Consider the following 24,871-nt stretch of genomic DNA (forward strand, 5'->3'; position numbering starts at 1 on the left):
TCTCGCTTTCGCACGGGAACCGCCCGTGCAAACGGAGACTAATTCCCCGGGGTGGACTCGAAAATGGCGGACACACACCGCCTCTTCGCCAAAGCAGCCCACCATGCGACTTCCCAACCCGTACCGCCCCGAATCCGAGGTGGTCGCCGACCTCCTCGCCTCTCTGCAGGATCTCGACTGGGAGGTCGCCTGCCGCGATGCACTGACCTGGATCGCGCAGGTCAGGGCGCGGCCCGCGTCCGGCATGGCGCTGGAAACCCTGCTCCACGAGTATCCGCTCTCGTCCACCGAGGGCCTGGCGCTGATGCGGCTGGCCGAAGCGCTGCTGCGCGTGCCGGACACCGACACGGCGATGCTGCTGACGTCGGACCAGTTGTCGCGCGCTGATTTTTCCGGCGCGTCGCACTCCTGGTTGGCCACGCTGTCCAGCCAGGCGATGGGCCTGTCGAAGAAGTTGCTCGGGCAACAGGGATTCTTCGGGCGCATGGGCGCCAAGGCGGTGGTCGCTGCCGCCGTCCGCGCCGTGCAGCTGATGGGCAAGCAGTTCGTGATGGGCCAGACCCTGGCCGAAGCGCTGGACGACGCCCGCAGGCAGCGCAAGGAACGCGGCGACCTCTGCTTTTCCTACGACATGCTCGGCGAAGGCGCGCGCACCGATGCGGATGCACTCGACTACCTGGGGAAATACCGCGACGCCATCGCGGTGCTGGCCGCGCGGCGGAACCGCAGCATGCCGGTGGAGCAGGCGGACGGCATCTCGATCAAGCTGTCCGCGATCGATGCGCGCTTCGAACCGCTGCAGCGCGACCACGTCATGGCGGTACTGGTGCCGCGGGTGCTGTCGCTGGTCCGGGCCGCCGCGGCCGCTGACATCAACCTGACGATCGATGCGGAAGAGAGCGAGCGACTGGAGATGTCGCTCGACGTCTTCGACGCGGTGGCACGCGAGATCGCCGGCGAGTACCCGCAGTGGCGCGGGTTCGGACTGGCGGTGCAGGCCTACCAGACGCGCGCGCTGGAGGTGATCGGCGAGATCGCTCGCATCGCCCGGGCCAACCGGCAGCGCTTCATGGTCCGGCTGGTGAAAGGCGCGTACTGGGACTACGAGATCAAGCGTGCGCAAGAACTCGGCCTGGCTGCCTTCCCGGTCTTCACGCATCGCCACCATACCGACATCGCCTATCTCGCCTGCGCGAAGGCGATGCTGGCGACACCGGAGCTGATCTATCCCCAGTTTGCCGGCCACAACGCCGGCACCGTGGCCGCCGTGTTGCACATGGCACGCTCGACCGGCACGCCCTTCGAACTGCAGCGTCTGCACGGCATGGGCGATCCCGTGCATGCCGAAGTGCATCGCCAGTATCCCCAGGTCGCACTGCGCGTGTACGCACCGGTCGGCCCCCACAAGCGCCTTCTGGCCTACTTGGTCCGGCGACTGCTGGAGAACGGGGCGAATTCCTCGTTCGTGAACCAGTTGGCCGACCCGGCGATTCCGGTCGAAGACCTCGTCGTCACGCCACTGCGGCGGGAATCGGTCAGTGGCGTGACCTTGCCGCGCTATCTGTTGGAGGAACGCCGCAATACCGCAGGCCTCGATCCGACGTGCGCAGAGATGGGTCGTTCTCTTCTCGCCGCATGGGACGGAGCGAAGATCGAGGTGCCACCCGATACCGAGGCTGAAGCACTCCCCGCGCTCGTCGGTACGCTGGCGTCGGGCCAGCGCGCGTGGAACGCGCAGGGTGTGGAAGTACGCGCCGCCGCCCTCGACCGTGCCGCAGATGCCCTTGAACGCGACCTGCCGTACTGGTGCGCGCTGATCGTGCGCGAAGGCCATCGCACCTGGGCCGACGCCATCCCCGAAGTGCGCGAGGCCGCCGACTTCTGCCGCTATTACGCGCAACAGGCGCGTGGACTGATGGTGACGCGCACGCTGCGTGGCATCACCGGTGAGCGCAATACCTACCGCCTGCGCGGTCGTGGCGTATGGGCCTGCATCTCACCATGGAATTTTCCGCTGGCCATCTTCGTCGGCCAGGTGGCGGCAGCGCTGGTCACCGGCAATGCCGTCGTCGCCAAGCCCGCCGAACAGACACCCGGCGTGGCGGCCCGCCTGATCGCGCTGCTGCACGACTGCGGTGTGCCGCGCGATGTGCTGGCCGGCGTGTACGGCGACGGTCGCATCGGCGCTGCGCTGGTGGCGCAGCCCGGCATCGCCGGGGTGGCGTTCACCGGGTCGACCGCCGTCGCCAAAGCGATTGCGCGTGCGCTGGCGGACAAGGATGGCCCGATCGTGCCGCTCATCGCGGAGACGGGCGGCATCAACGCGATGATCGTGGATGCCACGGCGCTAGCGGAACAGGTCGTCGATGCCGTGGTGCAGAGCGCGTTCCGCAGCGCCGGCCAGCGTTGCTCGTCTTTGCGCGTGCTGTGCGTGCAGGAGGACATCGCGGACGATGTCCTCGCCATGCTGCGCGGTGCAATGGAACTGCTGCGTGTCGGCCCGGCTTCGACCTTGTCCACCGATGTGGGACCGGTCATCGATACCGAGGCCTTCGACCGGCTGCAGCAGCAGATCGCCGTGCTGGAACGGAACGCCACGCTGATCGCGCGGACGCCCTTGCCCGACGGCACGTTGACGGACACCTGTATCGCGCCCGTGGCCTTCGAGATCCCGGCGATCGAGGCGGCCACCGAAGAAATCTTCGGCCCGGTCCTGCAGGTCGTCCGCTGGCGTGGCGATGTCGATGCGCTGCTGGCACGCATCGATGCCCTCGGCTATGGGCTGACGCTGGGCGTGCAGACCCGGATCGACACGCGCGCGGAAGAGATCGCCGCCAACGCATGCGTGGGCAATGTCTACGTCAACCGAAGTACGGTCGGCGCCGTGGTCGGCGTGCAGCCGTTTGGCGGGGAGGGATTGTCGGGCACCGGACCCAAGGCTGGCGGACCGCTCTATCTGGCCCGGTTCTGTGCCGAGCAGTCTGTCAGCGTCAACACCGCGGCGGCGGGCGGCGACGTGGACCTCATGACGGCCGCCGGATGAACGCCGGCGGCGTCATCGCGGCGCGTAGGTGAGGACCACGAAGCTGTCGGGGTGGTACGTCGTGGACGTCTCGCCCTTGTCGTTGGGCGCGCTGCGGGTAAAGGCGGCGTTGACCACGAACAGGCGGCCATCGCGTTCGTCCAGCGCCATCATGCGGGCACCCGTGTGCGTGGCGACGGTGCCCAACGGCCGGAAGCCGTCGGCACCGTCCTGCGCGATGACGCTCAGCGTGCCGTCATAGTTGGAGGTCACGATGCGATGGCGCGACTCGTCGATCGCGAAACCATCCAGGCCGTAGCCGATCGGCAGCGTGGCGATCACGCGGCCGGTATCGGCATCCAGCGCGAAGAAGCTGGGCGTGTCGCTGGCGCAGGCGCCGAGCAGGCGACGCGTGTCCGCCTGATAGCGGACTTTCGACACCGCGCAGCCCACCGGCCAGCGTGCTTTTTCCTCCAGCGTGGCGGCGTCGAGCACCAGCACGATGCCGTCCTTGCGCGCGGGCGCGAACAACCGGCCTTGGCCATCGCTGGCGGGATCGTCCATCTTGCGGAACGGGAATACCGTCGTCTTCAGCAGCGTGCCGCTCGCGGCGTCGAGCGTGAACCAGGTCGATTCCAGCGGGCGGCTGCCGACGATGGCATGCACCTGCCGGGTGTGGGGATCGTAGATGGCGCTGTTGAGGCCGCCGTCCTTCGCCAGCGGCACGCGTCCCAGTGGCTTCAGCGTCTCCAGGTCGAGACTCAGCAACGAACCGTCGTCCATCGCCACGTAGCCGCGGTTGTACTCCGGCAGCAGCAATGGCCCGTTCGCGCCCCGCGAGTCCTCGACGGTGCGGATCACCTTGCCGGTGTCCACGTCGAACACGGTCAACCCGTCCGCCAGGCGCGCCATGAACAGGCGCGACGTGCCGGGCTGGAACTTGATGTAGTCGTAGCCGGTATTCGTGCTGGGCAGCGGCGTCGTGTGTTCGAGCGTGTACAGCAGGTCGCCGGCCGCGGTCGGCGTGGCGGCAATCGCACCGCTGGTGGCTGCCAGCAGGGACAGCAGCAAGGGGATCGACTTCATGAGGGTGTTCCCGGTGACGTTACTGACGCGTGCCGCGCGGGCCGGAGGCGAGCATGCGGCGCAAGGTGTTGTCCTTCCACAGGTAGTGGTGCGCCAGCGCCGCCAGGGCGTGCAGGCCGATCAGCCAGTAGCCGACGGTGCCCGCGGTTTCGTGGAGCTTGTGGACCTTCAGTGCGAACGGCATGTCCGGTCCGGTGAGCGGTGGCACCTGCAGGCCGAAGAAGGGAATAGGTTCGTCCGCCGCGCTCAGGACCAACCAGCCCGCGAGCGGCATGCCGATCATGAACACGTACAGCACCACGTGCATGGCGGTGGACGCCATGCGCTGCCAGGCCGGAGGCTGCGGCACGATCGGCGGACGCCGGGTCAGTGCGCGCAGCACCAGGCGCAGCCATACCAGCGCGAAGATGGACAGGCCGAACATGAAGTGCAGGTCCTTCATCGTCGCGCGCGCGTCGCTGCCTTTCTCGAACACGGTACGCAACTCGATGGAGGCATACACGATGACGAACAGCGCCAGCATGGCCCAATGCAGGAGGATGGATCCGCGGTGGTAACCCTGGCTTGAGATGGTGCTCATGGCTCGGTGTTCCTGTAGATGGATGCATGCGCACGCATGCTTTCGATGATCGAAGTTCAGTCGAACCGGTACTCGATGCCGAACCGGAACGAGGTCTGGCGTTCGCCCGCTGCATGGCGCCAGCTCCTGCCGACGCGGCCGGACACTTCCCATTGGTGGTGCGGCGTCCAGCTCACGCCGAGGTTGCCGCGCTGGAGGGCGCTCGCCGCGTCATCCGCGACCTGCTCATGGATCGCTTCGGCGCCGAGCGTCAGCGTCCGCGTCAGCGGCCGTTCGTACGACACGCCCACGCTCCAGGCGGTTTCGTGCGAACGCATCGCCCGTGACCAGGCGGCCTGGCCTGTCCAGCTTCCCTGCCCGACCGTACGACTGAACCGGACGGGCACGTCAAGCACGGCTTCGTCTTCGCTCAGGCCTGCGTCACGATCTCCCGTGGGCAGGCTCACTCCAGGTTCGATGGCAATGCCCATCGCGGCATCCGATGCCTCCCGCAGCGCCCACTTGAAGGCGAGCTCCAGGTCATGCGCGCCATGACGGCGTTGCCCCTTGTCGAAGGCGGAGATGCCGTAGCCGCTGCCCAGCGACAGTTCGAAGCGTTCGCCGAATCCCCAGGTCAGCCCGATCGCAGGATGCGTGCGCGACACGTGGTCACCGCTGCGGACCCGCACCGATTCCACCTCCAGCGACCAGCCGTCCTCGGTGTCCGTGTCGCCCACTTCGAAGGGTCCGGCGAACGCGGTGCCGCAGGCGGTCGAAGCGGACAGCAGCGCCACCGCCATGGCATTGCCGCGCCGCGCGTCGGTTTCCGGCAAGCGATGCACGCTGCCTACGCCTTGCCCGCACGGAGCTCGGCGAGCAGCTGCTGCGCGCGATCCAGGCGTACGTGGCCGTCGGCCACCAGGCACCCGACCAGCGCGGCGATCTCGCCCTCGGTCGCGCCCGCGGCCGCGGCCACGTTGCGTGCGTGCAGCGACATGTGGCCGCGCTGGATACCTTCGGTGGCCAGCGCGCGCAGGGCCGCCATGTTCTGCGCCAGCCCGACGGCGGCGGTGATCTCGGCCAGTTGCACGGCACTCTTTACCGCCAGCAGCTTCACCGACGCCTGCGCGACCGGATGCGTCTTCGTCGCGCCGCCGACCAATCCCAGCGCGAGGGGAAGCTCGATGCTGCCGACGAGATTGCCGTCAGCGTCCTTCTCGTAGTGCGACAGCGAGGTATAGCGGCCATCGCGACACGCGTGGCAGTGCGCGCCTGCCTCGATCGCGCGGGTGTCGTTGCCCGTCGCCAGCACCACGGCGGAGATGCCGTTCATGATGCCCTTGTTGTGGGTCGCGGCGCGGTAGGGATCGGCCGCCGCGAACCGGTACGCATTGACGATACCGTCGACCACGTCCGCGCCGCCGAGCTTGCCGGCGTCGAACACCGCGCGTGCACGGACCAGGCGTAGGTCCGCCTTGTTCGACAGGATCCGCAGCAGGCTGCGGCCCCGGGCGATCGCGGCGATCCGTGGCGCCAGCGCTTCGGCCATCGTGTTGACGGCGTTCGCACCCATCGCATCGCGCACATCGACATGCAGGTGCACGATCAGGGAACGGAAGTCGGCCGATGTCAACAGCCGCACCTCGATATCGCGCGCGCCGCCGCCGAGTTGCACCAGCAGCGGATCCTGTTCGTTGGCCAGCGCGATCAGTTCATCGCGTGCTTCCAGCAGGCGCAGGCGCGCGCCATGCGGATCCGCCACGTCGAGCACCTGCACCTGCGCGATCATCACCGGCGCGGTGCCGGAGGTGTGGAAGCCACCGTGTTCGCGCGCGACCAGCGCCGCGTTGCTCGCGGCCGCGACGACGGAGGGCTCTTCGGTCGCCATCGGCACCAGGTAGTCGATGCCGTTGACCTGGAAGTTGGCGGCGATGCCCAACGGGATCGCGATGGTGCCCACCGCGTTCTCGATCATGCGGTCGGCGATGGCGGCCATTGCGGTGTCCGTCGATTGCAGCGGGCGCAGCTGCTCGGCCGGCAGGCCACTGAATTCGACGAGCTTCTGGAAACGGCTTTCCGGGTCGAGCTTGTAGAAGCCCGGGATACGGCTGCTGGTGGTCATGGCAATCCTGTGGGAACGGGTTATCAGTCAAAGACCGGGGTCTGCTTCTTCGCGAAAGCCGCCAGCCCCTTGCGGGCGTCGGCGCTGGTGAAGGCACGCTGGCCCAGCCGCGCCTCTTCGGCGAACGCGTCGGCTTCGGTCATGTCGACGAGGCGATGGACCGACTCCTTGATCACGGCCAGCGCGCCCGGGCTCATGGCCTTGATCCGCTCTGCGAGCGCGAGGGTCTGCGGCATCAGTTCGGCGGCGGGCACGACGCGATTGATCAGCCCCTTCGCCAGCAGCTCGTGCGCCGTGAAGCCATTGGCCGTCAGCAGCAGTTCCATCGCATGCGCGTAGGGAATCTGCCTGACCAGGCGGACCAGGGTGCCGCCGGCAGGCACGATGCCGAGCGACGGCTCCGGCAGCGCGAACTTGGCGGTCTCGGAGGCGATGCGGATGTCGGTGCCCAGCATGATCTCGAAACCACCGCCCAGGCACAGGCCGTTGATCGCGCACAGGACCGGCTTGTAGAGCCGCAGGTTCTTCAGGTGCGCGTCGTCCCATTGGGAAATATCGAAGTGGTCTTCCATCAGCGCCGGGATCGACTCGCCCAGGTCCGCGCCCACGCAGAACGCGCGCGTGCCGCTGGCGGTCAGGATCACCACGCGCACGCGCGCATCGTCGCGCGCGGCGATGAAGGCATCTCCCAGCTCGCGGTACATCGCGAGGGTCAGCGCATTGAGCTTGTCCGGGCGGTCGAAGCGGATCATCGCGATGCCATCGGATACGTCGTAGGCGATGCTCATCACACGGCTCCTGTCTTCTTCAGTTCATCCAGCGCACCGGCATCAAGGCCGAGCAGCTCCGCATAGACCTCGTGGTTGTGCTGGCCCAGCCGGGGCGCATGCCCGCGCGGATCGGCGGGGGTGGCGGACAGCTTGATGGGCGTGCCGAACATGCCCACGTTGCCGGCCGCGTACGCGACGTCGACGATCATGTCGCGCGCCGCGATATGCGGGTCCTCGACGACCTCCTTGATGTTCTTCACCGCGCACAGCGGGATGTCATCGCCGGCGATCGCTTCGAGTTCGTGCTTGGTGCGGTCCTGGAACCAGGCCTCGACGACCGGCTTGACGCGCCGCTCGTACACGCCCAGGTCGAAGCGCTTGGCCATGGTGTCGATCTCGGGATCGGTGACCAGTTCCGGCGTGCCGAACTTCCGGCACGACAGCGCCCACAGCTTGTCGTTGTAGCCACCGAAGAACACGTGGCCGTCCTTGCAGGGAAACTGCCCGTACGGACGCACGAAGGGATGGTCGTTGCCGAGCGGGCCGGCGATGTCGCCGTCGACGGTGTACTTCACCACTGCGTTTTCGGTCAGCGCCAGCACAGAATCCTGCTGCGAGACATCGACCATCTGGCCCTGCCCCGTGCGTTCGGCCTCGCGCACGGCGGCGAGCACGCCGATGGTGGCGAACAGCGTGGCGGACACGTCGCCCACGATCGTGCCGACGCGCACCGGCGCACGGTCCGGAAATCCGTTCATCGACCACAGGCCGCCCGTGGCCTGGCCGCTGTTGTCGAAGCCGGGCTTGAGCGCATTGGGGCCGGTCTGGCCGAAGCCGCTGATCGACGCGTACACCAGCTTCGGATTCTCGGCGCGCAGCGTCTCGTAGCCGACGCCGAAGCGCTGCATGGTGCCCGGCCGGAAGTTCTCGACCAGGACATCCGCGCGCGCTGCCAGCTGCTTCAGCAGCGCGCGTCCGGCTTCGTGCTTCAGGTTCAGCGTGATGCCTTCCTTGTGCCGGTTGTACTGCGCGAAGAAGGCGCTGAAGCGCGCATCGCCCTCGCCCACGAACGGCGGGAAGTCGCGGACGTAGTCCGGATCCTCGGGATGCTCGATCTTGATGACCCGGGCGCCGAGGTCGGCGAGGATCATCGAGCAATAGGGGCCGGCCACCACGCGCGTGATGTCGAGCACCAGCAGTCCCTCGAGGGGACCGCGCCGGCGTGGCGCGACGGACGCGCCGTCGGACTCAGTGGTGTTCATCGTGATCCCCTCCCAGGGAAACAGTCGGTCGTCGTACGCAGGTGGTCACGGCAACCGCGGCGATCGGATGGGCGGCCGGAAGCGACATCGATCCGGCAGGGCGTGCGGACGCACCGCGTCCACGCGCACACGCGACAGGCGTGCCCACGGCAGGTCGGTACGGGTGGAGCGCTTGGCGGGTGTTACGCCTCTCGCGCCGGCGAGGACCGCCGGCGCTAGCGCGAGCCGCTGTTCTGCGTCAGCGGATAGCCCGCGAAGGGCTTCATGTCTTCCATCAGGAAGTTGGAGACGATCTTCTCGACGCCGAAGTCGCGCTCGGTCATCTCGCGCATGATGCGCTTCCAGTCGTGGATGTCGCTCACCACGACCCGCAACAGGTAGTCGTAGTGCCCGCTGACCCGCAGCGACTCCACGATCTCCGGCGTGTTGCTGGCCCAGGTATCGAAGTCCATGAACCGGCCCACCGAGTGCCGGTCGAACGACAGCTGCGCGATGACGATCGTCGCCGCGCGGATCCGGTCGATGGCCACATGCGCGCGATAGCCGGTGATCAGGCCGCGCTCCTCGAGATCGCGGACGCGGCGAAGGCAGGCGCTGGGCGACAGGGCCACCTGGTCGGCCAGATCGCGGTTCTTGATCTGGGCGTCCTCCTGCAGGGCCTGCAGGATCTTGAGGTCGATCCGGTCGAGTGAATCCTTGTGGGACATGTCCTGCACCAAGCGCTGCACCTCCGCTGAGTGTCGCCGCTGCCTCCACGGGGGACAACACGCCCGGCACCGCACGGTGCTGTCCGGCCGTGCGCGACGGGTGTGGCGTATTCGCGGCCCGAACCGTCCCACGCGCGCGTTTGCACCCGCCGCGACGCTTCGTTGTTGCGCACGGCTGCGCGGATCCCTTTTCAAAACAGTGACATAGCATGTCGGGCCAACCTGGGCAGGTCACTGGACAGCGCGGGGGCGCGGGCTTTTGATGGAGGGAAGGAGCACGGAGGTGGTCGCCAGCATCTGACGTGTCGATGGAGAGTCGTTTGAGGTTAGCGCCGGGGTTTCGCGGCGGAATTGCCGAACAGTGCGGCGACTTAACCGAAACGGCTCACCGGCGGCACAGGCGAAGGGGTTCGCCTGCCACGTCCTTCCGCCGCACGTCGCGGCAGGCATCGATCAGGGATATCGCTGCCATGGACCCAGCCGCCATACGCCCGTCGCAGGCAGAAGCCCACCGACGGACAGCCACCGGGAGACACCTCGATGATCCTCGACGATCGCACCATCGAAGAAATGCTCATCTGCGCAGGCCGCCCCACCGACGCGGCCGACTGGCGCAGTCAGGACGTCCACGAAGGCTGGCGCGAGCCCCTCGTGTCGGGCCATGGCTTCCGCCACCGCTACGACGAATCGGTCGGCGACGGCGGCTGGGTGTTCCACCAGCTCAATGACGCGCTGTCGATGGCCATCGTCGACTTCCGCGCCGCACGCGAGCTGTCGCGCCAGCATCGCCACGACGACCACTTGGTCTTCTGCGCCTGGATCGAAGGACGCAGCACGATTTCCGCGGGCAGCGACCTGGCCGGTGAGGATCTCGCCCACGGCTTCTGTACGTTCTATGGACTGCCGAGTGGCGAGGCGGTGCGCACCGTCTACGAACCCAACCGTCCCCTGCGCTGGGTGTCGATCTTCCTGCGGCGCGACCGCATCAAGGACGTGCTCGGGCTCGATGCGCAGGCGCTGCCGCCGATCTTCCGCGACTACATCGTCGACCGCGTCCCGACCGGCCTGCGGCACGTTCCGCTGGGCAACGTGGCCAGTGTCGCCGCCACGCAGGCCTTCGAGTGCCCCTACGAAGGCGAACTGCGGCGCCTGTACCTGGCCGCCAAGGCGATGGAGATCGTCTGCGCGGTGATCCAGTCGTACGCGGAAGCCGACGATGCCGACGGCCCGGTGCTGCGGCGCGCCGACATCGAGAAGATCCGGCTGGCCAAGCAGGTCATCGAGGAGAACCTCGATGAACCGCTCAGCGTGTCCGAACTCGCCGCCGTGGTCGGCATGACCATCAAGAAGCTGCAGTACGGCTTCCAGGCGCTGTATCGCGGCAGCGTGGGCCAGGTCTACAAGCAGGTGCGGCTGTCGCGGGCGATGGTGCTGGTCAGCAAGAGCGACAAGCCGATGATCGACATCGCGATGGAATGCGGCTACGAATGTCCCGGCAGCTTCACCCGCGCGTTCAAGCTGGCATTCGGCACCTGTCCCACGGACGTCCGCACCACGTCCATCCGGGGCGCGTTGGCGGAGCGCCTGCGCGACGCCCAGGATGCGACCGCGATGCCGGGTCGGGAAACCCGGGTCAACTGACCGGATCGATCGACCGCTACCCTGCACCTCCCGCCCTTCCCGTCCCACGTCACCCAGGAAGCCGCATGCCCCTGAAGCGCTCCGTCATGGCGATCGCCATCGCCACCCTGGCCGGCATGGCCGATGCCTCCACGCTGCCGGCGCCCGATGGCGAGTACGCCGTCGGTGTGCTGCGAACGGAATTCGTCGATTCCGCGCGGACACTCGACGCGACGGACGCCGCAAGCGGACCACGCCGGCTGCCTGCGGTCGTCTGGTATCCCGCGCAGGCACGCAGCGGCGCCAAAGACAGCGCGTATCTCCCCTCTGACATCGCCGCGACCACGCTGCCCGCCCTCGCCCGCAACTTCCGCTATGCGGACGGCGAGCTGCAGGCCGTGGCCGCCGCGCGCATCGCCGTGCAGCCGGACGCGCGCCCGGCGAAGACATCGCGCGGATTTCCCGTCGTGGTCTACAGCCATGGCCTGTTCCTGTACCCGGAACAGAACAGCGCACTCGCCGCACGCCTGGCCAGCCACGGCTACATCGTCATCTCCATCGCGCATCCGGGCGATGCCACCGACGTACGTCTGCAGGACGGCACGCTGGTCGCGACGAAGTTCGGCGGTCCGCCGGACGATCCGCGCTTCGCCGACGCGTGGAAGGTAATCGCGGGCGGCAGCGACCTGGACGTCCGGCGCGACGCGCTGGCGACCTACGCCGAGGCCTTCCCGGCCACGCGCATCGGCCGCTCGTTCGCGCAGTGGCGCGACGACACGCGGGCCGTCGCCGATGCCGTGACCGGCAACAAAGAGCCGGAAGCGTTGCGCGCGGTACTGGCGACCGCGGACCGCTCGCGCCTGGCGTTCGCCGGCATGTCGTTCGGCGGCGCGACGTCTGCCACGACCTGCCATCTGGTCGCGGCATGCCATGCGGCGATCAACCTGGATGGACAGAACTTCGATCCCGCACTCTTCAACGGCGCCGTCGGCCGACCGTTGCTGCTGATGCTGAGCGACTGGCCGCGCTACGGTTTGCTCGAAGGCCAGCCGCGGGAAGCGGACTTCAGTCCCAACGATCTCGCCTACGAACCCTGGAAGCGTGCGGGCAAGGACGCTGACGTGGTGCGCGTGCGCCTGGAAGGCATCCGCCACCTGGGCTTCACCGACCTGGTCGCGTTGCTGGACGGACCGAAGCGGAACGAGCGCGTGGGCGACATCGACGGCGACGAAGCGCTATCGGCGACGAGTGACGTGGTCCTGGCCTTCCTCGATATCCATCTGCGTGGAGGCGATGCCGCGAACCTCGGGCGCGCGATCGATCGCCACCCGGCACTGAAGCGCCACGTCCCCACGCGCATGCAAGGCTGGGCTGCCGCGAAGGATCAGGCGAAGGAGTAACGATCCGTGCCGGTGAGCGCAGCGGTGGCGCGCTCATCGCCGCCAGTCGTGCAGCTATTCCTTGTCGCGCGGAACGAAGGTGGTGTGCGCGATTTTCCACACGCCCTCTTGTTTGACGAGCATGGCCGCGACGATGAGGGGAATCTTCGGCGGACCAAGCTTCGCGACGGCTTCCGGCGGTAGCGACGCAGGCACGATGCGCGTCGGCACCGAATCGAACGTCACCAGCGCGCTGTCGCCGTTCCACACCTGCGTATCGATATCGCGCAGCTCGAACTCATAGCGCACGCCGGGAAACGCGGCGGCGAACGCATCCTGGTCGGCCTGCTGCCGCTGCATGCCCTCGCGATTGTTGCCGTGCATGCGTCCGCCGGGATACACCATGCTGCGTTCGTCCAGCATCAACCGACCCTGCGCGATCAGGTCGCCGCTCTGCTCGTGGGCCATGTACTCGTTGATGCGGGCCAGCACGTCTTCGCGGTCACCGGCCTGTACATGGCCAGCGCCCAGCAGGAGGGACAACGCAGCCAGGGCCGCGAAGCCCTGGCTGCGCTGCGGACGCCGGATCGTCGGCGATGCGTCGATCGGAACGCGGCGCCCGCGCTCCATCTCAGAAGCGCCAGTCCAGGCTGACCGCGTACTGCCGCGGCGCGCCGTAGTAACTGACCGAGTACAGGCTCTGGATGTACTTCTTGTCGGTGATGTTGTTGACGTTGGCGCGCAGCGTCAGGTCGGGCGTGATGTCCCAGGCCATGTATGCGTTGAGGATGGCGTAGCCGTCCTGGCGCACGCGGGCGTACTTCACGTAGTCCTCGTAGTTGACGATGTCGCTCTGCCAGCGCCCACCGACGCCGAACGACAGCGCGGGCGCGCTCTGCAGGCGCGTGCTCAGCATCAGGTTGGCGGTGCGGCGCGGCACCCAGCCGTAGGTCGGGCCGGTCTGGTCCGGGTCGGCCGCGGGCAGCGGCGGACCGCCGTCCATGCTCAGGTGCGTGTAGCCGAACAGCAGGCTGGTGTTGTCGCCCAGCTTGCCGGTGGCTTCGAACTCGAAGCCCTTGGATTCCACGTCGTCCGGCCTGGAGTAGCCATACGCATAGCCTTCCATGAAGCGGGTGGCCACGTAGGTGGCAAGCCCGTCCTGCTTGGCGGTGAACCAGGCCAGCGTGGTCAGCAGGCGGCTGTCGAACCACTCGGCCTTGACGCCCACCTCGTAGTTGGTGCCCTTGCTGGGCTCGATGTACACGCGGTCGTAGTCGACCGCATCCTGCGGCTGGTAGATGTAGGAGTAGTTGGCGTAACCGGTGACGCGGTCGGTGAAGTCGAAGGTCACGCCCGCGTACGGTGCGAAGTTGCGGTCGGTCTTGTCCGACGTGGCACCGGCGTTGTCGGTGCTGTCGCGCTGGTACTCGGCCCAGTTGAAGCCGAGGATGGTCTTGAAGCGGTCGGTGAACTGCAGCCGCGTCGCGCCGAACACGCGGGTCAGACGCTGGTTGAGCGTGGTGTAGACGGTCTTCTCGCCCCACACCGGTTCGGGGATCGCATCGCCACCGAACGGAAAGCCCGGCAGCAGGCCGAACTGCGGCCCGGTGGTATCGGTGGGGTTGTACCAGTCGATGCCTTCGCTGCGGCCCGTGCTGACGCCGAACATCGCTTCATGCTCGCGTCCGAACAGCTCGAAGCGACCATTGAGGGTCACGTCCCAGATGTCCGCCTTCGTCTCGTACGGGCTCTTGTAGGCCCAGCCGTAGAGTCCCTCGTGGGTGACCGGATCCAGGCCCGCATAGGAATAGGCCATGAAGATCTTGGAATCGTGCTCGTAGCTGCGATGGTTGTACGACGCGCGCAGTTGCCAGGTATCGCCCAGGCGATGCGTGTACTCGATGAAGCCGGCCTCAGTGGTCGAGTTCCAGTACGTCCAGTCCTGCGTCGGCGACGCGCTGCGGTCCCACTCGATCTGGTTGCCGTTGGTATCGAGGAAGCTCAGCGCACCCCACATGTTGTTGCTGGTGTCGGCCTTCTGCCAGGAATAGCCGAACGCCAGCGCGCCGTTCTCGCCGATCTGGCCGTCCACCACGCCGTAGAAGTAGCTGCGCTCGCTTTCGAAATCGCGCAGGTAGGAATCGCTTTCCTCGCGTGCGGCCACCACGCGGCCGGCCCAGCTGCCGTTCTCGGTGAACGGCGTCGAGTAGTCGGCCTGCAGGCGGCGACGGTTCTCCGAGCCGACGGTGATGCCGACTTCACCCTGCGCCTCGTTCGTGGGGCGCTTGCGTACGTAGTTGATCGTGCCCGACGCGTTGCCCACGCCGGTCAGCAGGCCGTTGGCGCCGCGGATCACCTCCAGCTTCTCGAAGCCGTAGGCATCCATCGCGTTGGTCACCACGCCCCAGCCGTTGGGCAGGCCGACGCCGTCGATCTGCGTGTTCTTGATTTCGAAGCCGCGCGAGAGGAACTGGGTCGAGTTGGTCGACGTCTGTTCGACCTGGATGCCGGTGGCGAGGCGCAGCGCGTCATTGAGGCTGTCGGCGCCGAACTCGTCCATCTGTTCCTTGGAGACGATGCTGATCGACTGCGGCGTCTCCTTGATGTCCAGGTCGAGGTTGGTGGCGCCGTTGCTCACGCGGTTGGCGCGCTGGCCGATCACCAGCACCTTGTCCAGGTCGACCGCTTCGGGCGACGAGGGGGCATCGGTGGTCTGGGCCTGCGCGCTCAGCGCGGCCATCAGACCGAGGGTCAGCAGGGAAAGGGAGGGCAAGCCTACGGAGCGTTGACATGGCGTGGTCATGGAATTTCCTGGGCGAACTGGCGGGCTGGCGTGGCGGGAAGGTGGGAACGCGACAACGGCAAGGAGTACGGTTCCGGACGCAGGCAGGGACGTCGCCTCCGTTCGATGTCGCGGGATTCCATTCGGGTAGTGCAGGTGCTCGTCGCGAATCTGGGCGTGCGCCGTGATCGCGGCTGTAACAATCAAGCAGGCATGCTGGTGCTTGCGTGCCGTGCGCCACCGAGATCCCCTCTGGTGGCGCGGGTCAACCTGTCTGCTTCAGGTTGAACTTGACGCAGCCCGCACCGGCCCGCTTGGCGGATCAGTGCGCGCCCTTAGCCATTCGATGCCGGCGCCTGCGCGGCCGACTCGCGCGCGGCGATGTCACTCCGCAGATGGCGCGCGGCCATGAAGAATCCGCACACCGAGACGGCCGAACCGATCATCGCGGCCAGCAGGGCGTAGCGCAGCGAGTCTTCGCCCAGCGCCGGCTTCCACAGGTCGCTGGCGATGCCGACGAACTGCGGCCCCAGGCCGAGGCCGACGATGTTGTCGATCAGGATCAGCGTCGCGACCGCCGTGGCACGACTGCGCACGGGCACCAGCCGCTGGATGATGGTGATGGTCGGACCGACGAACGCCGCGGTCAGCGCCAGGGGAATCACCGCCGCCGCGAGCGCGATCCCCGTGTCCTGCGCCAGGAAGCAGATCGGGGCCAGCGGAAGCGGCAGGAGCGCGGCAATCGCCGGCACCCACGAATACCAGCGCTGGTCGTTGCGTCCGAAGCGGTCCGCGAAATGGCCGGCGGCGTAGGTCGCCAGGCCACCACATGCGCCCATGATCAAGGCCATCGCGATGCCGATGTCGGCGGTGGACATGCCGTGGCTTCGGGCGAGGAACGAGGGGAAGAAACTGCCCAGCGCGTAGGACGTGAAACAGGTGGAACAGGCACCGAGCGCGGTGTAGCGGAATGCCTTGCTCTGCCAGAGCTGTCGCAGCACGGCCCAGAGCGGCGGCGCTTGCTCCTGCACGGCGACGACATCGTGGGCGCCACGCTTGGGATCGCGGACTGTGGTCAGCAACAGGACGGTCAGTAGCAGGCCCGGCAGACCGGCCGCGATGAAGGCGACACGCCATCCCCATGCCTGGGCGATGGCGCCACCGGCGGCAAAGGCCACCAGCACACCGAGATTGGACCCGGAGGCGTAGATGGCCTGCGCACGTCCGCGGCGTTCGGGCGGAAACAGGTCGGTGATCATCGTCTGCGACGCAGGACCCGTGCCGGCTTCGCCGACGCCGGTCAGCACGCGCGCGACCGCCAGCTGCCAGTACTGCACCACCAGCCCGCAGGCCATCGTCATCGCCGAGAACAGCGCCAGCGACGCGGCGATCAGCTTGCGGCGGTTGACCCGGTCGGCCAGCAGCGCCAGCGGCAGGCCCATGGTGGCGTAGAAGAACGCGAACGTCGGGCCGACCAGCAGGCCCAGGAACGTGTCGGAGAGATTGAACTCCGCCTTCACCTGCGGCAGCAGGATCGACAGGATCTGCCGGTCGATGAAGTTCACCAGGTAGATCGACGTCAATACGCCGAGGATCCAGTTGCGGCCACCGATGCCGCGTTCCGGCACGTCGCTGCGATCGCCGCTCATGCGCTCAACGCCTCGACCAGGCGGTCCATGAAGGCTTCGCCGGCCGCCAGCTGGTCCACCGCGATGTATTCGTCGGGCTGGTGCGCCTGCGCGATCCAGCCGGGTCCGCAGATCACCGTGGGCAGGCCGGCGCGTTCGAACAGGCCCGCCTCCGACACGTAGGAGGCGACCTCGCGCACCGGCGTGCCGGTCAGCCGCGACACCAGTTCCACCGCCGGCCCGTTGCCGACGCCGGTGAGCGGCGGCACGTCCGACAGGATCTCGGTGGCGATGCCGCAATCGGCGAAGCGCGCGCGGATCTCCGCGTCCAGTTCGCGCACCAGCGCATCCACCTCGTCGAAGACCGCGCGCGTCTCTACCGGCGACGCCGAGCGGATATCCCAGATGAAACTGCATTCGCGCGCCAGGATGTTCGGCGCGGTGCCGCCATGGACGGTGCCGATGGTGACGGTGGCATGCGGCGGTTCGAAACCACTGGCGGGATCGGGTGCCGCCGCCAGCCGCTCGGCGATGTCGACGATGCGCGCCATCAGCCGCGTGGCGACCATGTTCGCGCTGACCCCGAGGTGCGTCTGGCTGGAATGCGCCTCGTGGCCGAGCACGGTGGTGCGCAATCCCATGATGCCCTTGTGGCGCTCGACGATGCGCATGCCGGTGGGCTCGCCGACGACGACCAGCGCTGGCCGCGGCACGTCCGCCAGCAACGTCTCGATCAGCGAGGGCGCACCGAGCAGGCCGACTTCCTCGTCGTACGACAGCGCGAAGTGCACCGGCCGCTTCAGGTCCGCGGCCAGCATCGCCGGCACGCGGGAGAGTCCGGTGGCGATGAAGCCCTTCATGTCCGCACTGCCGCGGCCATGCAGGCGTCCGTCGCGCTCGGTCAGCGTCCACGGATCGCTGCTCCAGGCCTGGCCGTCGATGGGCACGACATCGGTGTGGCCGGACAGCACCACGCCACCGGCCACGTCGGGACCGATCGAGAACAGCAGGTTCGCCTTCGCGCCGGCCGCTCCCGGCACGCGCGTGGATCGCACGCCCAGGCCCTGCAACCACGCTTCGACGGCCTCGATCAGCACCAGGTTGGAATTGCGCGACGTGGTGTCGAAGGCCACGAGTCGCGCGAGCCAGTCGCGCGCGGTGATCGGATCGGCGGAAGAGATGGAGGCCACGTGCTGCCCTGCGACGACGGAATAGCCCGAGCGTAACGGCAGCACGACGGCTTGGACATGCCGTTCAATGCGGGCGCTTAGCCGAAACGGGTCCCGCGGCGCCAAGGCATCTGCACGGGCCGCGCCTCTCCGCGGCCGACCTTTCCGGCGAAGCCGGCCTCCGGTTTGGACAAGAAGCGCCTGCGCCTCGCCACCTAGGCTGCGTCCATGACACGAACGCTTGCCCGCCGCTGCATCGCTATCGCTTCCCTGCTTGCCGCGCCGGCGTCGGCCGCGGAGGGAGAGGACGATCGCGCCTGGCGCTGGGCCAATGGCGCCGCGGTGTCCACCGAGACCGTCTGGCGCGGCCAGTCGCTGACCGCGGGCAAGCCGGCGGTGATCGGCGAACTCAAGCTCGACCACCGCAGCGGCGTCTACGTCGGCGTGTGGGCCGGCAGCATCGACCTCGGACCCGGCACCGATACGCACGTCGAGTTCGACTACTTCGCCGGCTGGGCGAAGAAGACCGGCAAGGTCTACGTCAACGCGGGTTATCTGTACCGGCAGCGGCCATCGGACACGATGGATCTCGATTTCGAGGAGGTCACGGTATCGGCGTCGTACGACTTCGGCCCCGTCGTCGTCGGTGCGAGCGGCGCTTATGCCTGGGACTACTTCCAGGGCGGCAGCTCGCTCTACACCTCGGCGAACGTACGCGTTCCGCTTGGCAAACCGCGCGGCATCCCGGTATCGGCCATCCTGACGGTGGGCGAGTACGACTTCAGCCACCGCGCGATCGGCGACTACCGCCACGCCGACCTGCGCCTGACTGCCAGGCACCGGAACTGGTACTACTCGGTCGGCTACGGCGACACCGATATCGATCCCGCGACCTCCGGCCTGCTGACCCGCCATGAAAGCGCCGGCCGCTGGCGGGCGCAGGCGCTGGTGATGTTCTGAGCCGGCATCGCGCTCCACCCCCGTTCCCTGCTTCAATGGTGGCTCCCGGGCCACGATGACTTCGGAGTCGCGCATGACGATCAAGACACTGGCCTGCACCGCCCTCGCGCTGCTCGCCGCGCTGGCGATTCCTTCCGCGTTCGCTTCCGACCCGCCGCCGCCCACCGCCACCGCTGCGCGCTACGCGATGCCGGCCACCGAGACCTGGGACATCACCTCGCCCGGCGGCGAGGTCTACCGCATCTTCGTGTCGAAGCCCGCGGACGACAAGGACGCGCCCGAGGACGGTTATCCGGTCCTCTACGTGCTCGATGGCAACGCCTACTTCGGCTCGTTCGCGCAGGCGCGCTGGGTGTCCGAATACCTGCCGATCGGCAAGGCGATCGTCGTTGGCGTGGGCTATCCCGGCGACGACGCCTGGGACGTGCGCCGCCTCAACGACTTCACCGCCGCCCTGCTCGATCCCCCGCCGCGCCAGTGGCGCGCGCTGGCGCAGTACAAGAGCGGCGCGCGCAAGCAGTTCCTCGATTTCATGACCGGCCCGCTGCGCAGCGAGATCGCGCGCCGCTACAAGGCCGATCCCGACCGCCACTCGCTGTTCGGCCATTCGCTGGGCGGCCTGTTCGCGCTGTACGCCCTGTACGAACGTCCGCAGGCGTTCCACTCCATCGTCGCGGCCAGTCCATCGATGGAATGGAACGCGCAGGGCATCCTCGACGACGAACGCGCGTTCACCACGCGCGTGCAGGCGGGCAAGGTCGACGCGAGCAGCCGGTTGATGGTGATCGTCGGCGACCGCGATACCGACGATGATCCCGAGCCCGCGCGCGCCCTGGTCGACCGGCTGGACCGCCTGTCCGGCCACGGCGTGCGCGCCCGCCTGCTGCGCTATCCGGACGAGATCCACGTCACCGTGCCGGCGCGGTCGGTGACCGACGTGATGCGCTTCGCGTTCGAGATCCGCTGACGCATCACCGGCGACGCGCCCGGCGGGCGCGTTCTGCCAAGTCCGGGAGCGGGATGGCGAAGCGCCGTGCTTCCCCAGTGGCGAGCATGAAACCGCCATGATCGGTTTCCCGCACCCCCACAACGCTCGTCCCCTTCCGCATGGCGGATGGCTGCGGCGTGACCCGTGCACGATGCCGACGGAGACCCACTGATGGCGAACACCGCACCTCCCGCGACCCCGGGCCTGAAGGCCGGCCTGGGCTGGGGCTCCCTGCTGATCCTCGGCGTCGCGCAGATCCTCGGCGCCGGCGTCTATGTGCTGATCGGCACCGCGGCGTCGCTGTATGCCGGGCCGGCGGTGACGATTTCCTTCCTCATCGCGGGCTTCGCCTGCCTGCTGGTGGGCCTGTGCTACGCGGAGCTCGCGTCGAGCGTGCCCGAGTCGGGTTCGGCCTACAGCTACTGCAAGCTCACGCTGGGCGTCGGCCCCGCGTGGGCGCTGGGTTGGCTGCTGTTCCTGGAGTTCAGTGTCGCCGCGTCGCTGCTCGCCGTCGGCTTCTCCGGTTATCTGGGCAGCCTGCTGTCGGACGTCGGCATCGTGCTGCCGCAGGCGATCTCGACACCGGCCATCCAGTGGCTGCACCACGCCGACGGCCCATCGCTGGCCGTGAGCGGACACGCCAACCTGGTGGCCGCCGCGGCCGCGCTGGGTGCGGGCGGCATCATCGCGCTAGGCACCTCGCGTTCGTCGCTGGCCAACACCGTGCTTGTCGTGGTGAAGGTGCTGGTGCTGGTCAGTTTCATCGTCATCGGCGCGAGTGCGGTGGAGCCGACCAACTGGTCGCCGTTCCTGCCCGCCAACGAAGGCGGCTTCACCTATGGCTGGGAAGGCGTGGCGCGCGCGGCCGCGCTGCTGTTCTTCGCCTTCCTCGGTTTCGAGACGGTGTCCACCGCGGCCGCCGAAACGCGCAACCCGCAACGCGACGTGCCGATCGGCATCCTCGGTTCGCTGGCGGTGTGCGCGACGCTGTACGTACTGGCCGCCATCGTGCTGACCGGCCTGGTGCCGTTCCGCGACCTCGACGTGCCCGATCCGATCGCGCTGGCGGTCGACCGCATCGGCTGGCCGCAGTTCGCGACCGTCATCAAGATCGGCGCGCTGGCGGGCCTGGCCTCGGTGCTGCTCGCCAACGCCTTCGGCCACTCGCGCGTCTGCTACGCGATGGCGCGCGACGGCCTGCTGCCGGACCTGTTCCGCCGCCTGCATCCCACACGCAACAGCCTGTGGATCGCCAACCTGCTGCTGGCCGCGCTCGCGGCGATCAATGCCGCGCTGCTTCCGATCTCGCTGATGGCCGACCTGATCTCGTTCGGCGTGTCCTTCATGTTCGCGATGGTGGCGATCTGCCTGATCCGCATCCGCAGCACGCAGCCGGAAAAACTGGGGCGTTTCCGCGTGCCGCTGGGCGGCGTGTGGATCCGCGGCACCTGGTACGGCGTGGTGCCGGTGTGCGCCATCGTGATGAGTTTCGCGATGACCCTGCCGGTGGCGATCGACATCGTGCAGCAGGCCCTCGGCGGCGACCTGCTGCCGATCGTGCTGCTGGCCAGCTATGCCGCGATCGGTGCCCTGCTCTACCGCTTCTACGGCCGCGCGCGCGCCCTGCAACGCGCCGACTGACTCTCCGACTTCCGACGAACCGCACTGCATGTCCGACACCCGCCTCACCGACCAGGATGCCCTCGCGCTCGGCCGCCTCGATGCCCATGACCAGGCCGCCCTGGTGCATGCCGGCGAACTCGGTGCGGGCGATCTCGTCGAGGCCGCGATCCGCCGCATCGAACGCCTGGACGGCACGCTGCAGTCGTTGAGCCACGCCGCCTTCGACCAGGCGCGCCGCGAGGCCGCCGCGCTGGACCGCGTGGCGGGCGAAGGCGCGACGCGCACGGCGATGGCCGGCGTGCCGTGGCTGGCGAAGGATTCGCTGGATCATCCCGGCATGCCGACGCGCGCGGGCTCGCGCAGCCGCAGCGATGCGCCGATGGCGCGCGGCCATGCGTATGTCGACCGCCTGATCGCACAAGGCCTGGTCGCGGTCGGCAAATCCGCGATGCCGGAATTCGGCCTGCTCGCCTCCACCGAGCCGCTGTCGGGCCCGACGACGCGCAATCCGTGGTCGCTCGCGCATTCGCCCGGCGGTTCCAGCGGCGGTGCCGCGGCCGCGGTCGCCGCCGGCCTCGTGCCGCTCGCACAGGGCAGCGACGGCGGCGGCTCGATCCGCCTGCCGTCGTCATGCTGCGGCATCGTCGGCCTGAAGCCGGGACGCGACACCACCGTGCGCGTGCGCGGCCGCCATCTGGTCGAAGACCTGCTGGTGGCCGACAGCCTGCATGCGCGCAGCGTGCGCGACGTCGCCTGGGGTTTCGCCGCCACGCATCCGCAGCCGGCACACGCGATGGTGAAGTCGGCCTCGCCACGGCGCCTGCGGATCGCCGTCATCGAGCGCGGCCTGCGCGGCACGTCGCCGGATCGCGATGTCCGTGATGCGCTCGTGCGCACCGCGTCGTTGTGCGCCAGCCTCGGCCACGCGGTGGAGTTCGTCGGCTGGCCGCTCGATGGCGATGCGTTCATGACGGCGTTCGAGGACCTGTGGTCGCATCTCGCCGCCGATGCCGTGGACGCCACCGTGCCGACGCTGGGCGCACGCCGTCTGGAGGACGCGGTCGAACCGTGGACGCTGGGCCTCGCCGAACGCGCGCGACGCCTGCCGACCACCGCACTCGAAGCCGCGTACCGGCAGATCGCCCTCCTGCCGCAACAACTGTCGACCTTCTTCACGCAGTACGACGTGGTGCTGTCGCCGGTCACCAACACGCCGCCGCCGCCGCTCGGCACGTTCGCGCCCACCGTGCCCGTGGATGACTTGGCGCGCGCGATGTTCGCGTGGATCGACTACACGCCACTGCAGAACATGGCCGGCACCCCGGCCATCTCGCTGCCGCTGTCGCACGCCGGCAACGGCCTGCCGATCGGCAGCATGTTCGCCGCCGACCGCGGGCAGGAAGACACCCTGCTCGCCCTGGCCTACGAACTCGAAGCCGCTGCGCCGTGGGCCGATCGCTGGCCCGCGCATTCGGTCGCCCGCGACCTCGGCTGACCACCTCCCCCCTTTCCGAACCCCGACACCATGTCCAATCCTTCGCTGTTCCAGGCCACCTCTCCGCGCGACATCGCCGACCTCGTCGCCGCGCAACCGCTCGCGTGGATCGTGTCCGGCACGACCGGCGCGCTGTCGGCCACGCCGCTGCCGGTGCAGCTGGAATGCGACGAAGAAGGGCGGCCGCAGCGCCTGCTCGGCCACTTCGCCCGCAGCAATCCCCAATGGCAGGCGTTCGCGAACGATCCGCGCGCCACCGTGTTGCTGATCGGCCCGCACGGCTACGTGTCGCCGTCGTGGTTCGCCGATCGCACGCGTGCACCGACCTGGAACTACACGACCGCCGTGTTCGAGGTGGACATCGAGCTGCGCGACAGCGGCGATGACGCCGAACGCTTGCTGCAGGGACTCGTCACCGACATGGAAGCCGGCCGTCCTGGCGCGTGGCGGATCGAGGAGATGGGCGAGCGCTACCTCGGCCTGCGCAAGGGCATCGTCGGCTTCCACGCCCGCATCCGCGATGTGCACGCCACGTTCAAGCTGGGACAGGACGAGCGCGACGACGTCTTCGACGACATCCTGCGTGGCCTGTGGAATACGCGCCAGGACGAACTGGCCACGTGGATGGAGCGCTTCGACAACGGGCGCGGCGCCGATGCGATCGCCTCGATCACGCCGCGCGCGAAACCGCTCGATCCGGAGATCGCGCACTTTATCGACAGCGTCATCGCCGAGGGTCGCCGCATCACCGCCGGCCGCACGCTGGACTGGCCGGCCAAGCGCGAGATCGTCGAACAGGTCCGCAAGCCCTGGTGCGAAGGCGGCCCGATGCCGGCGCGCATCGAAGAACTGCATGCCGACACGCGCCACGGCCCCGTGCGCCTGCGCATCTACGATCCCGCGCCCGGCACGTCCAAGCCCACGCTGGCGTTCCTGCACGGCGGCGGCTGGGCGATGTTCAGCCTGGACACGCACGACCGCGTGATGCGCGAACTCGCCGCGCGTGCCGGCGTGGCGGTGGTCGGCATCGACTACGCGCTGTCGCCGGAAGTGCGCTATCCCGTCGCGCTGGAACAGGTGATCGACGTGGTGCGCTGGCTGCGCACGCACGGCGCCGAGCACGGGCTCGACGGCCAGCGGATCGCGCTGGGTGGCGACTCGGCCGGCGGCAACCTCAGTACGGGCGCCGTGCTGCAGTTGCGCGACATCGGCGAAGGCGATCGCGTCTCCGCCGTGCTCAGCTACTACGCCGGCTTCACCCCGGACTGCTCGCCGCAATCGCGCCGGCGCTACGGCACCGACGAGGACATGCTGACGGCGAAGGAAGTCGACACCTTCTGGAACTACTACATCTCCACGCCCGACGACCGCAACACGCCGTACACGCACGGCCTGCTGGGCGAACTCGAAGGACTGCCGCCGTACTACATCGGCGTGGGCGAGTGCGATGTGCTGAGCGAACAGAACCTGGCCATGGCCGGCAAGCTGCTCGCCTCCGGCGTGAGCGTGGACGTGAAGCTGTACCGCGGTGCGCCGCACAGCTTCATCGAAGCCGTGGCGGTGTCGTCCGTCGCGCGGCAGGCACTGCAGGATGGCGCAGTGTTCCTGCGACGCGTGTTCGGCCTCGAACACACCCCCACGACGGTGCATGCAAGCGACGCAGCGCCCGTTGGCAACCGCGCCGTGTCGATGAGCTAGC

Annotated in this window: 19 protein-coding genes; 8 read left to right on the forward strand and 11 right to left on the reverse strand. The window is 68.4% G+C overall.

Annotated features, from left to right (window positions below; translation table 11 throughout):
• Positions 1-103 precede the first annotated feature (103 nt).
• Positions 104-3,043, forward strand: coding sequence for an L-glutamate gamma-semialdehyde dehydrogenase (locus IB225_RS14200; RefSeq protein WP_192311930.1), 2,940 nt, complete (start codon positions 104-106; stop codon positions 3,041-3,043).
• Between the two features lie 12 nt (positions 3,044-3,055).
• Here IB225_RS14200 and IB225_RS14205 read toward each other — a convergent pair whose 3' ends face one another.
• The 7 genes from IB225_RS14205 to IB225_RS14235 form a co-directional block, all read right to left on the reverse strand.
• Complete coding sequence (locus IB225_RS14205) at positions 3,056-4,108, reverse strand: hypothetical protein (RefSeq protein ID WP_192311931.1); 1,053 nt, start codon at positions 4,106-4,108, stop codon at positions 3,056-3,058.
• A 19-nt stretch (positions 4,109-4,127) separates the two neighbouring features.
• On the reverse strand, positions 4,128-4,688 hold the full coding sequence (locus IB225_RS14210; RefSeq protein WP_192311932.1) for a cytochrome b: 561 nt from the start codon (positions 4,686-4,688) through the stop codon (positions 4,128-4,130).
• A 56-nt stretch (positions 4,689-4,744) separates the two neighbouring features.
• Positions 4,745-5,509: a hypothetical protein gene (locus IB225_RS14215; RefSeq protein WP_192311933.1), complete on the reverse strand. Its 765-nt coding sequence runs from the start codon at positions 5,507-5,509 to the stop codon at positions 4,745-4,747.
• A gap of 5 nt (positions 5,510-5,514) precedes the next feature.
• Positions 5,515-6,816, reverse strand: a complete 1,302-nt coding sequence (locus IB225_RS14220; protein ID WP_225583938.1) for a hydroxymethylglutaryl-CoA reductase, degradative — start codon at positions 6,814-6,816, stop codon at positions 5,515-5,517.
• Entirely contained in the window at positions 6,813-7,577 is a 765-nt protein-coding gene (locus tag IB225_RS14225; protein WP_192311935.1) for an enoyl-CoA hydratase/isomerase family protein, read from the reverse strand. The genes IB225_RS14220 and IB225_RS14225 overlap by 4 nt, the downstream gene beginning before the upstream one ends.
• The gene (locus IB225_RS14230; protein ID WP_192311936.1) at positions 7,577-8,821 is read right to left on the reverse strand and encodes a CoA transferase; all 1,245 of its coding nucleotides are present in this window, start codon (positions 8,819-8,821) and stop codon (positions 7,577-7,579) included. Before IB225_RS14230 ends, IB225_RS14225 begins: the two co-directional genes overlap by 1 nt.
• Before the next feature lie 215 nt (positions 8,822-9,036).
• A complete protein-coding gene (locus IB225_RS14235) occupies positions 9,037-9,528 on the reverse strand; it encodes an Lrp/AsnC family transcriptional regulator (RefSeq protein ID WP_192311937.1) in 492 nt (163 codons plus the stop codon).
• Between the two features lie 540 nt (positions 9,529-10,068).
• On the opposite strand from IB225_RS14235, the gene IB225_RS14240 reads away from it, so the two are divergent.
• Positions 10,069-11,169, forward strand: coding sequence for an AraC family transcriptional regulator (locus tag IB225_RS14240; protein ID WP_192311938.1), 1,101 nt, complete (start codon positions 10,069-10,071; stop codon positions 11,167-11,169).
• Between the two features lie 65 nt (positions 11,170-11,234).
• Positions 11,235-12,548, forward strand: a complete 1,314-nt coding sequence (locus tag IB225_RS14245; RefSeq protein WP_192311939.1) for a hypothetical protein — start codon at positions 11,235-11,237, stop codon at positions 12,546-12,548.
• 54 nt (positions 12,549-12,602) lie between these two features.
• Here IB225_RS14245 and IB225_RS14250 read toward each other — a convergent pair whose 3' ends face one another.
• From IB225_RS14250 to argE, 4 genes are all read right to left on the reverse strand, one after another.
• Entirely contained in the window at positions 12,603-13,157 is a 555-nt protein-coding gene (locus IB225_RS14250) for a hypothetical protein (RefSeq protein ID WP_192311940.1), read from the reverse strand.
• Between the two features lies 1 nt (position 13,158).
• Positions 13,159-15,300 carry a TonB-dependent siderophore receptor gene (locus IB225_RS14255; protein WP_225583888.1) on the reverse strand — a complete coding sequence of 714 codons (2,142 nt, stop codon included), beginning with the start codon at positions 15,298-15,300 and terminating at the stop codon, positions 13,159-13,161.
• Positions 15,301-15,644: 344 nt separating this feature from the next.
• Entirely contained in the window at positions 15,645-16,958 is a 1,314-nt protein-coding gene (locus IB225_RS14260; RefSeq protein WP_192311942.1) for an MFS transporter, read from the reverse strand.
• Positions 16,955-18,172, reverse strand: a complete 1,218-nt coding sequence (gene argE, locus IB225_RS14265; RefSeq protein ID WP_345776622.1) for an acetylornithine deacetylase — start codon at positions 18,170-18,172, stop codon at positions 16,955-16,957. The genes IB225_RS14260 and argE overlap by 4 nt, the downstream gene beginning before the upstream one ends.
• 162 nt (positions 18,173-18,334) lie before the next feature.
• On the opposite strand from argE, the gene IB225_RS14270 reads away from it, so the two are divergent.
• From IB225_RS14270 to IB225_RS14290, 5 genes are all read left to right on the forward strand, one after another.
• The gene (locus IB225_RS14270) at positions 18,335-19,066 is read left to right on the forward strand and encodes a TorF family putative porin (RefSeq protein ID WP_192311943.1); all 732 of its coding nucleotides are present in this window, start codon (positions 18,335-18,337) and stop codon (positions 19,064-19,066) included.
• Between the two features lie 73 nt (positions 19,067-19,139).
• A complete protein-coding gene (locus IB225_RS14275) occupies positions 19,140-20,033 on the forward strand; it encodes an alpha/beta hydrolase-fold protein (RefSeq protein ID WP_192311944.1) in 894 nt (297 codons plus the stop codon).
• 192 nt (positions 20,034-20,225) lie between these two features.
• A complete protein-coding gene (locus tag IB225_RS14280; RefSeq protein WP_192311945.1) occupies positions 20,226-21,695 on the forward strand; it encodes an amino acid permease in 1,470 nt (489 codons plus the stop codon).
• A 28-nt stretch (positions 21,696-21,723) separates the two neighbouring features.
• The gene (locus tag IB225_RS14285; RefSeq protein ID WP_192311946.1) at positions 21,724-23,172 is read left to right on the forward strand and encodes an amidase family protein; all 1,449 of its coding nucleotides are present in this window, start codon (positions 21,724-21,726) and stop codon (positions 23,170-23,172) included.
• A 30-nt stretch (positions 23,173-23,202) separates the two neighbouring features.
• Positions 23,203-24,870: an alpha/beta hydrolase fold domain-containing protein gene (locus IB225_RS14290; RefSeq protein ID WP_192311947.1), complete on the forward strand. Its 1,668-nt coding sequence runs from the start codon at positions 23,203-23,205 to the stop codon at positions 24,868-24,870.
• Position 24,871 lies beyond the last annotated feature (1 nt).

The sequence above is a fragment of the Pseudoxanthomonas sp. PXM02 genome (genome assembly GCF_014851805.1).
Classification (GTDB): domain Bacteria; phylum Pseudomonadota; class Gammaproteobacteria; order Xanthomonadales; family Xanthomonadaceae; genus Pseudoxanthomonas_A.

Bases quoted from the DNA above. Each gene is read 5' to 3' on its own strand.
- IB225_RS14200 (WP_192311930.1), top strand. From the start codon at position 104: ATGCGACTTCCCAACCCGTACCGCCCCGAATCCGAGGTGGTCGCCGAC.
- IB225_RS14205 (WP_192311931.1), bottom strand. From the start codon at position 4,108: ATGAAGTCGATCCCCTTGCTGCTGTCCCTGCTGGCAGCCACCAGCGGT.
- IB225_RS14210 (WP_192311932.1), bottom strand. From the start codon at position 4,688: ATGAGCACCATCTCAAGCCAGGGTTACCACCGCGGATCCATCCTCCTG.
- IB225_RS14225 (WP_192311935.1), bottom strand. From the start codon at position 7,577: ATGAGCATCGCCTACGACGTATCCGATGGCATCGCGATGATCCGCTTC.
- IB225_RS14230 (WP_192311936.1), bottom strand. From the start codon at position 8,821: ATGAACACCACTGAGTCCGACGGCGCGTCCGTCGCGCCACGCCGGCGC.
- IB225_RS14235 (WP_192311937.1), bottom strand. From the start codon at position 9,528: ATGTCCCACAAGGATTCACTCGACCGGATCGACCTCAAGATCCTGCAG.
- IB225_RS14240 (WP_192311938.1), top strand. From the start codon at position 10,069: ATGATCCTCGACGATCGCACCATCGAAGAAATGCTCATCTGCGCAGGC.
- IB225_RS14245 (WP_192311939.1), top strand. From the start codon at position 11,235: ATGCCCCTGAAGCGCTCCGTCATGGCGATCGCCATCGCCACCCTGGCC.
- IB225_RS14250 (WP_192311940.1), bottom strand. From the start codon at position 13,157: ATGGAGCGCGGGCGCCGCGTTCCGATCGACGCATCGCCGACGATCCGG.
- IB225_RS14260 (WP_192311942.1), bottom strand. From the start codon at position 16,958: ATGAGCGGCGATCGCAGCGACGTGCCGGAACGCGGCATCGGTGGCCGC.
- IB225_RS14270 (WP_192311943.1), top strand. From the start codon at position 18,335: ATGACACGAACGCTTGCCCGCCGCTGCATCGCTATCGCTTCCCTGCTT.
- IB225_RS14275 (WP_192311944.1), top strand. From the start codon at position 19,140: ATGACGATCAAGACACTGGCCTGCACCGCCCTCGCGCTGCTCGCCGCG.
- IB225_RS14280 (WP_192311945.1), top strand. From the start codon at position 20,226: ATGGCGAACACCGCACCTCCCGCGACCCCGGGCCTGAAGGCCGGCCTG.
- IB225_RS14285 (WP_192311946.1), top strand. From the start codon at position 21,724: ATGTCCGACACCCGCCTCACCGACCAGGATGCCCTCGCGCTCGGCCGC.
- IB225_RS14290 (WP_192311947.1), top strand. From the start codon at position 23,203: ATGTCCAATCCTTCGCTGTTCCAGGCCACCTCTCCGCGCGACATCGCC.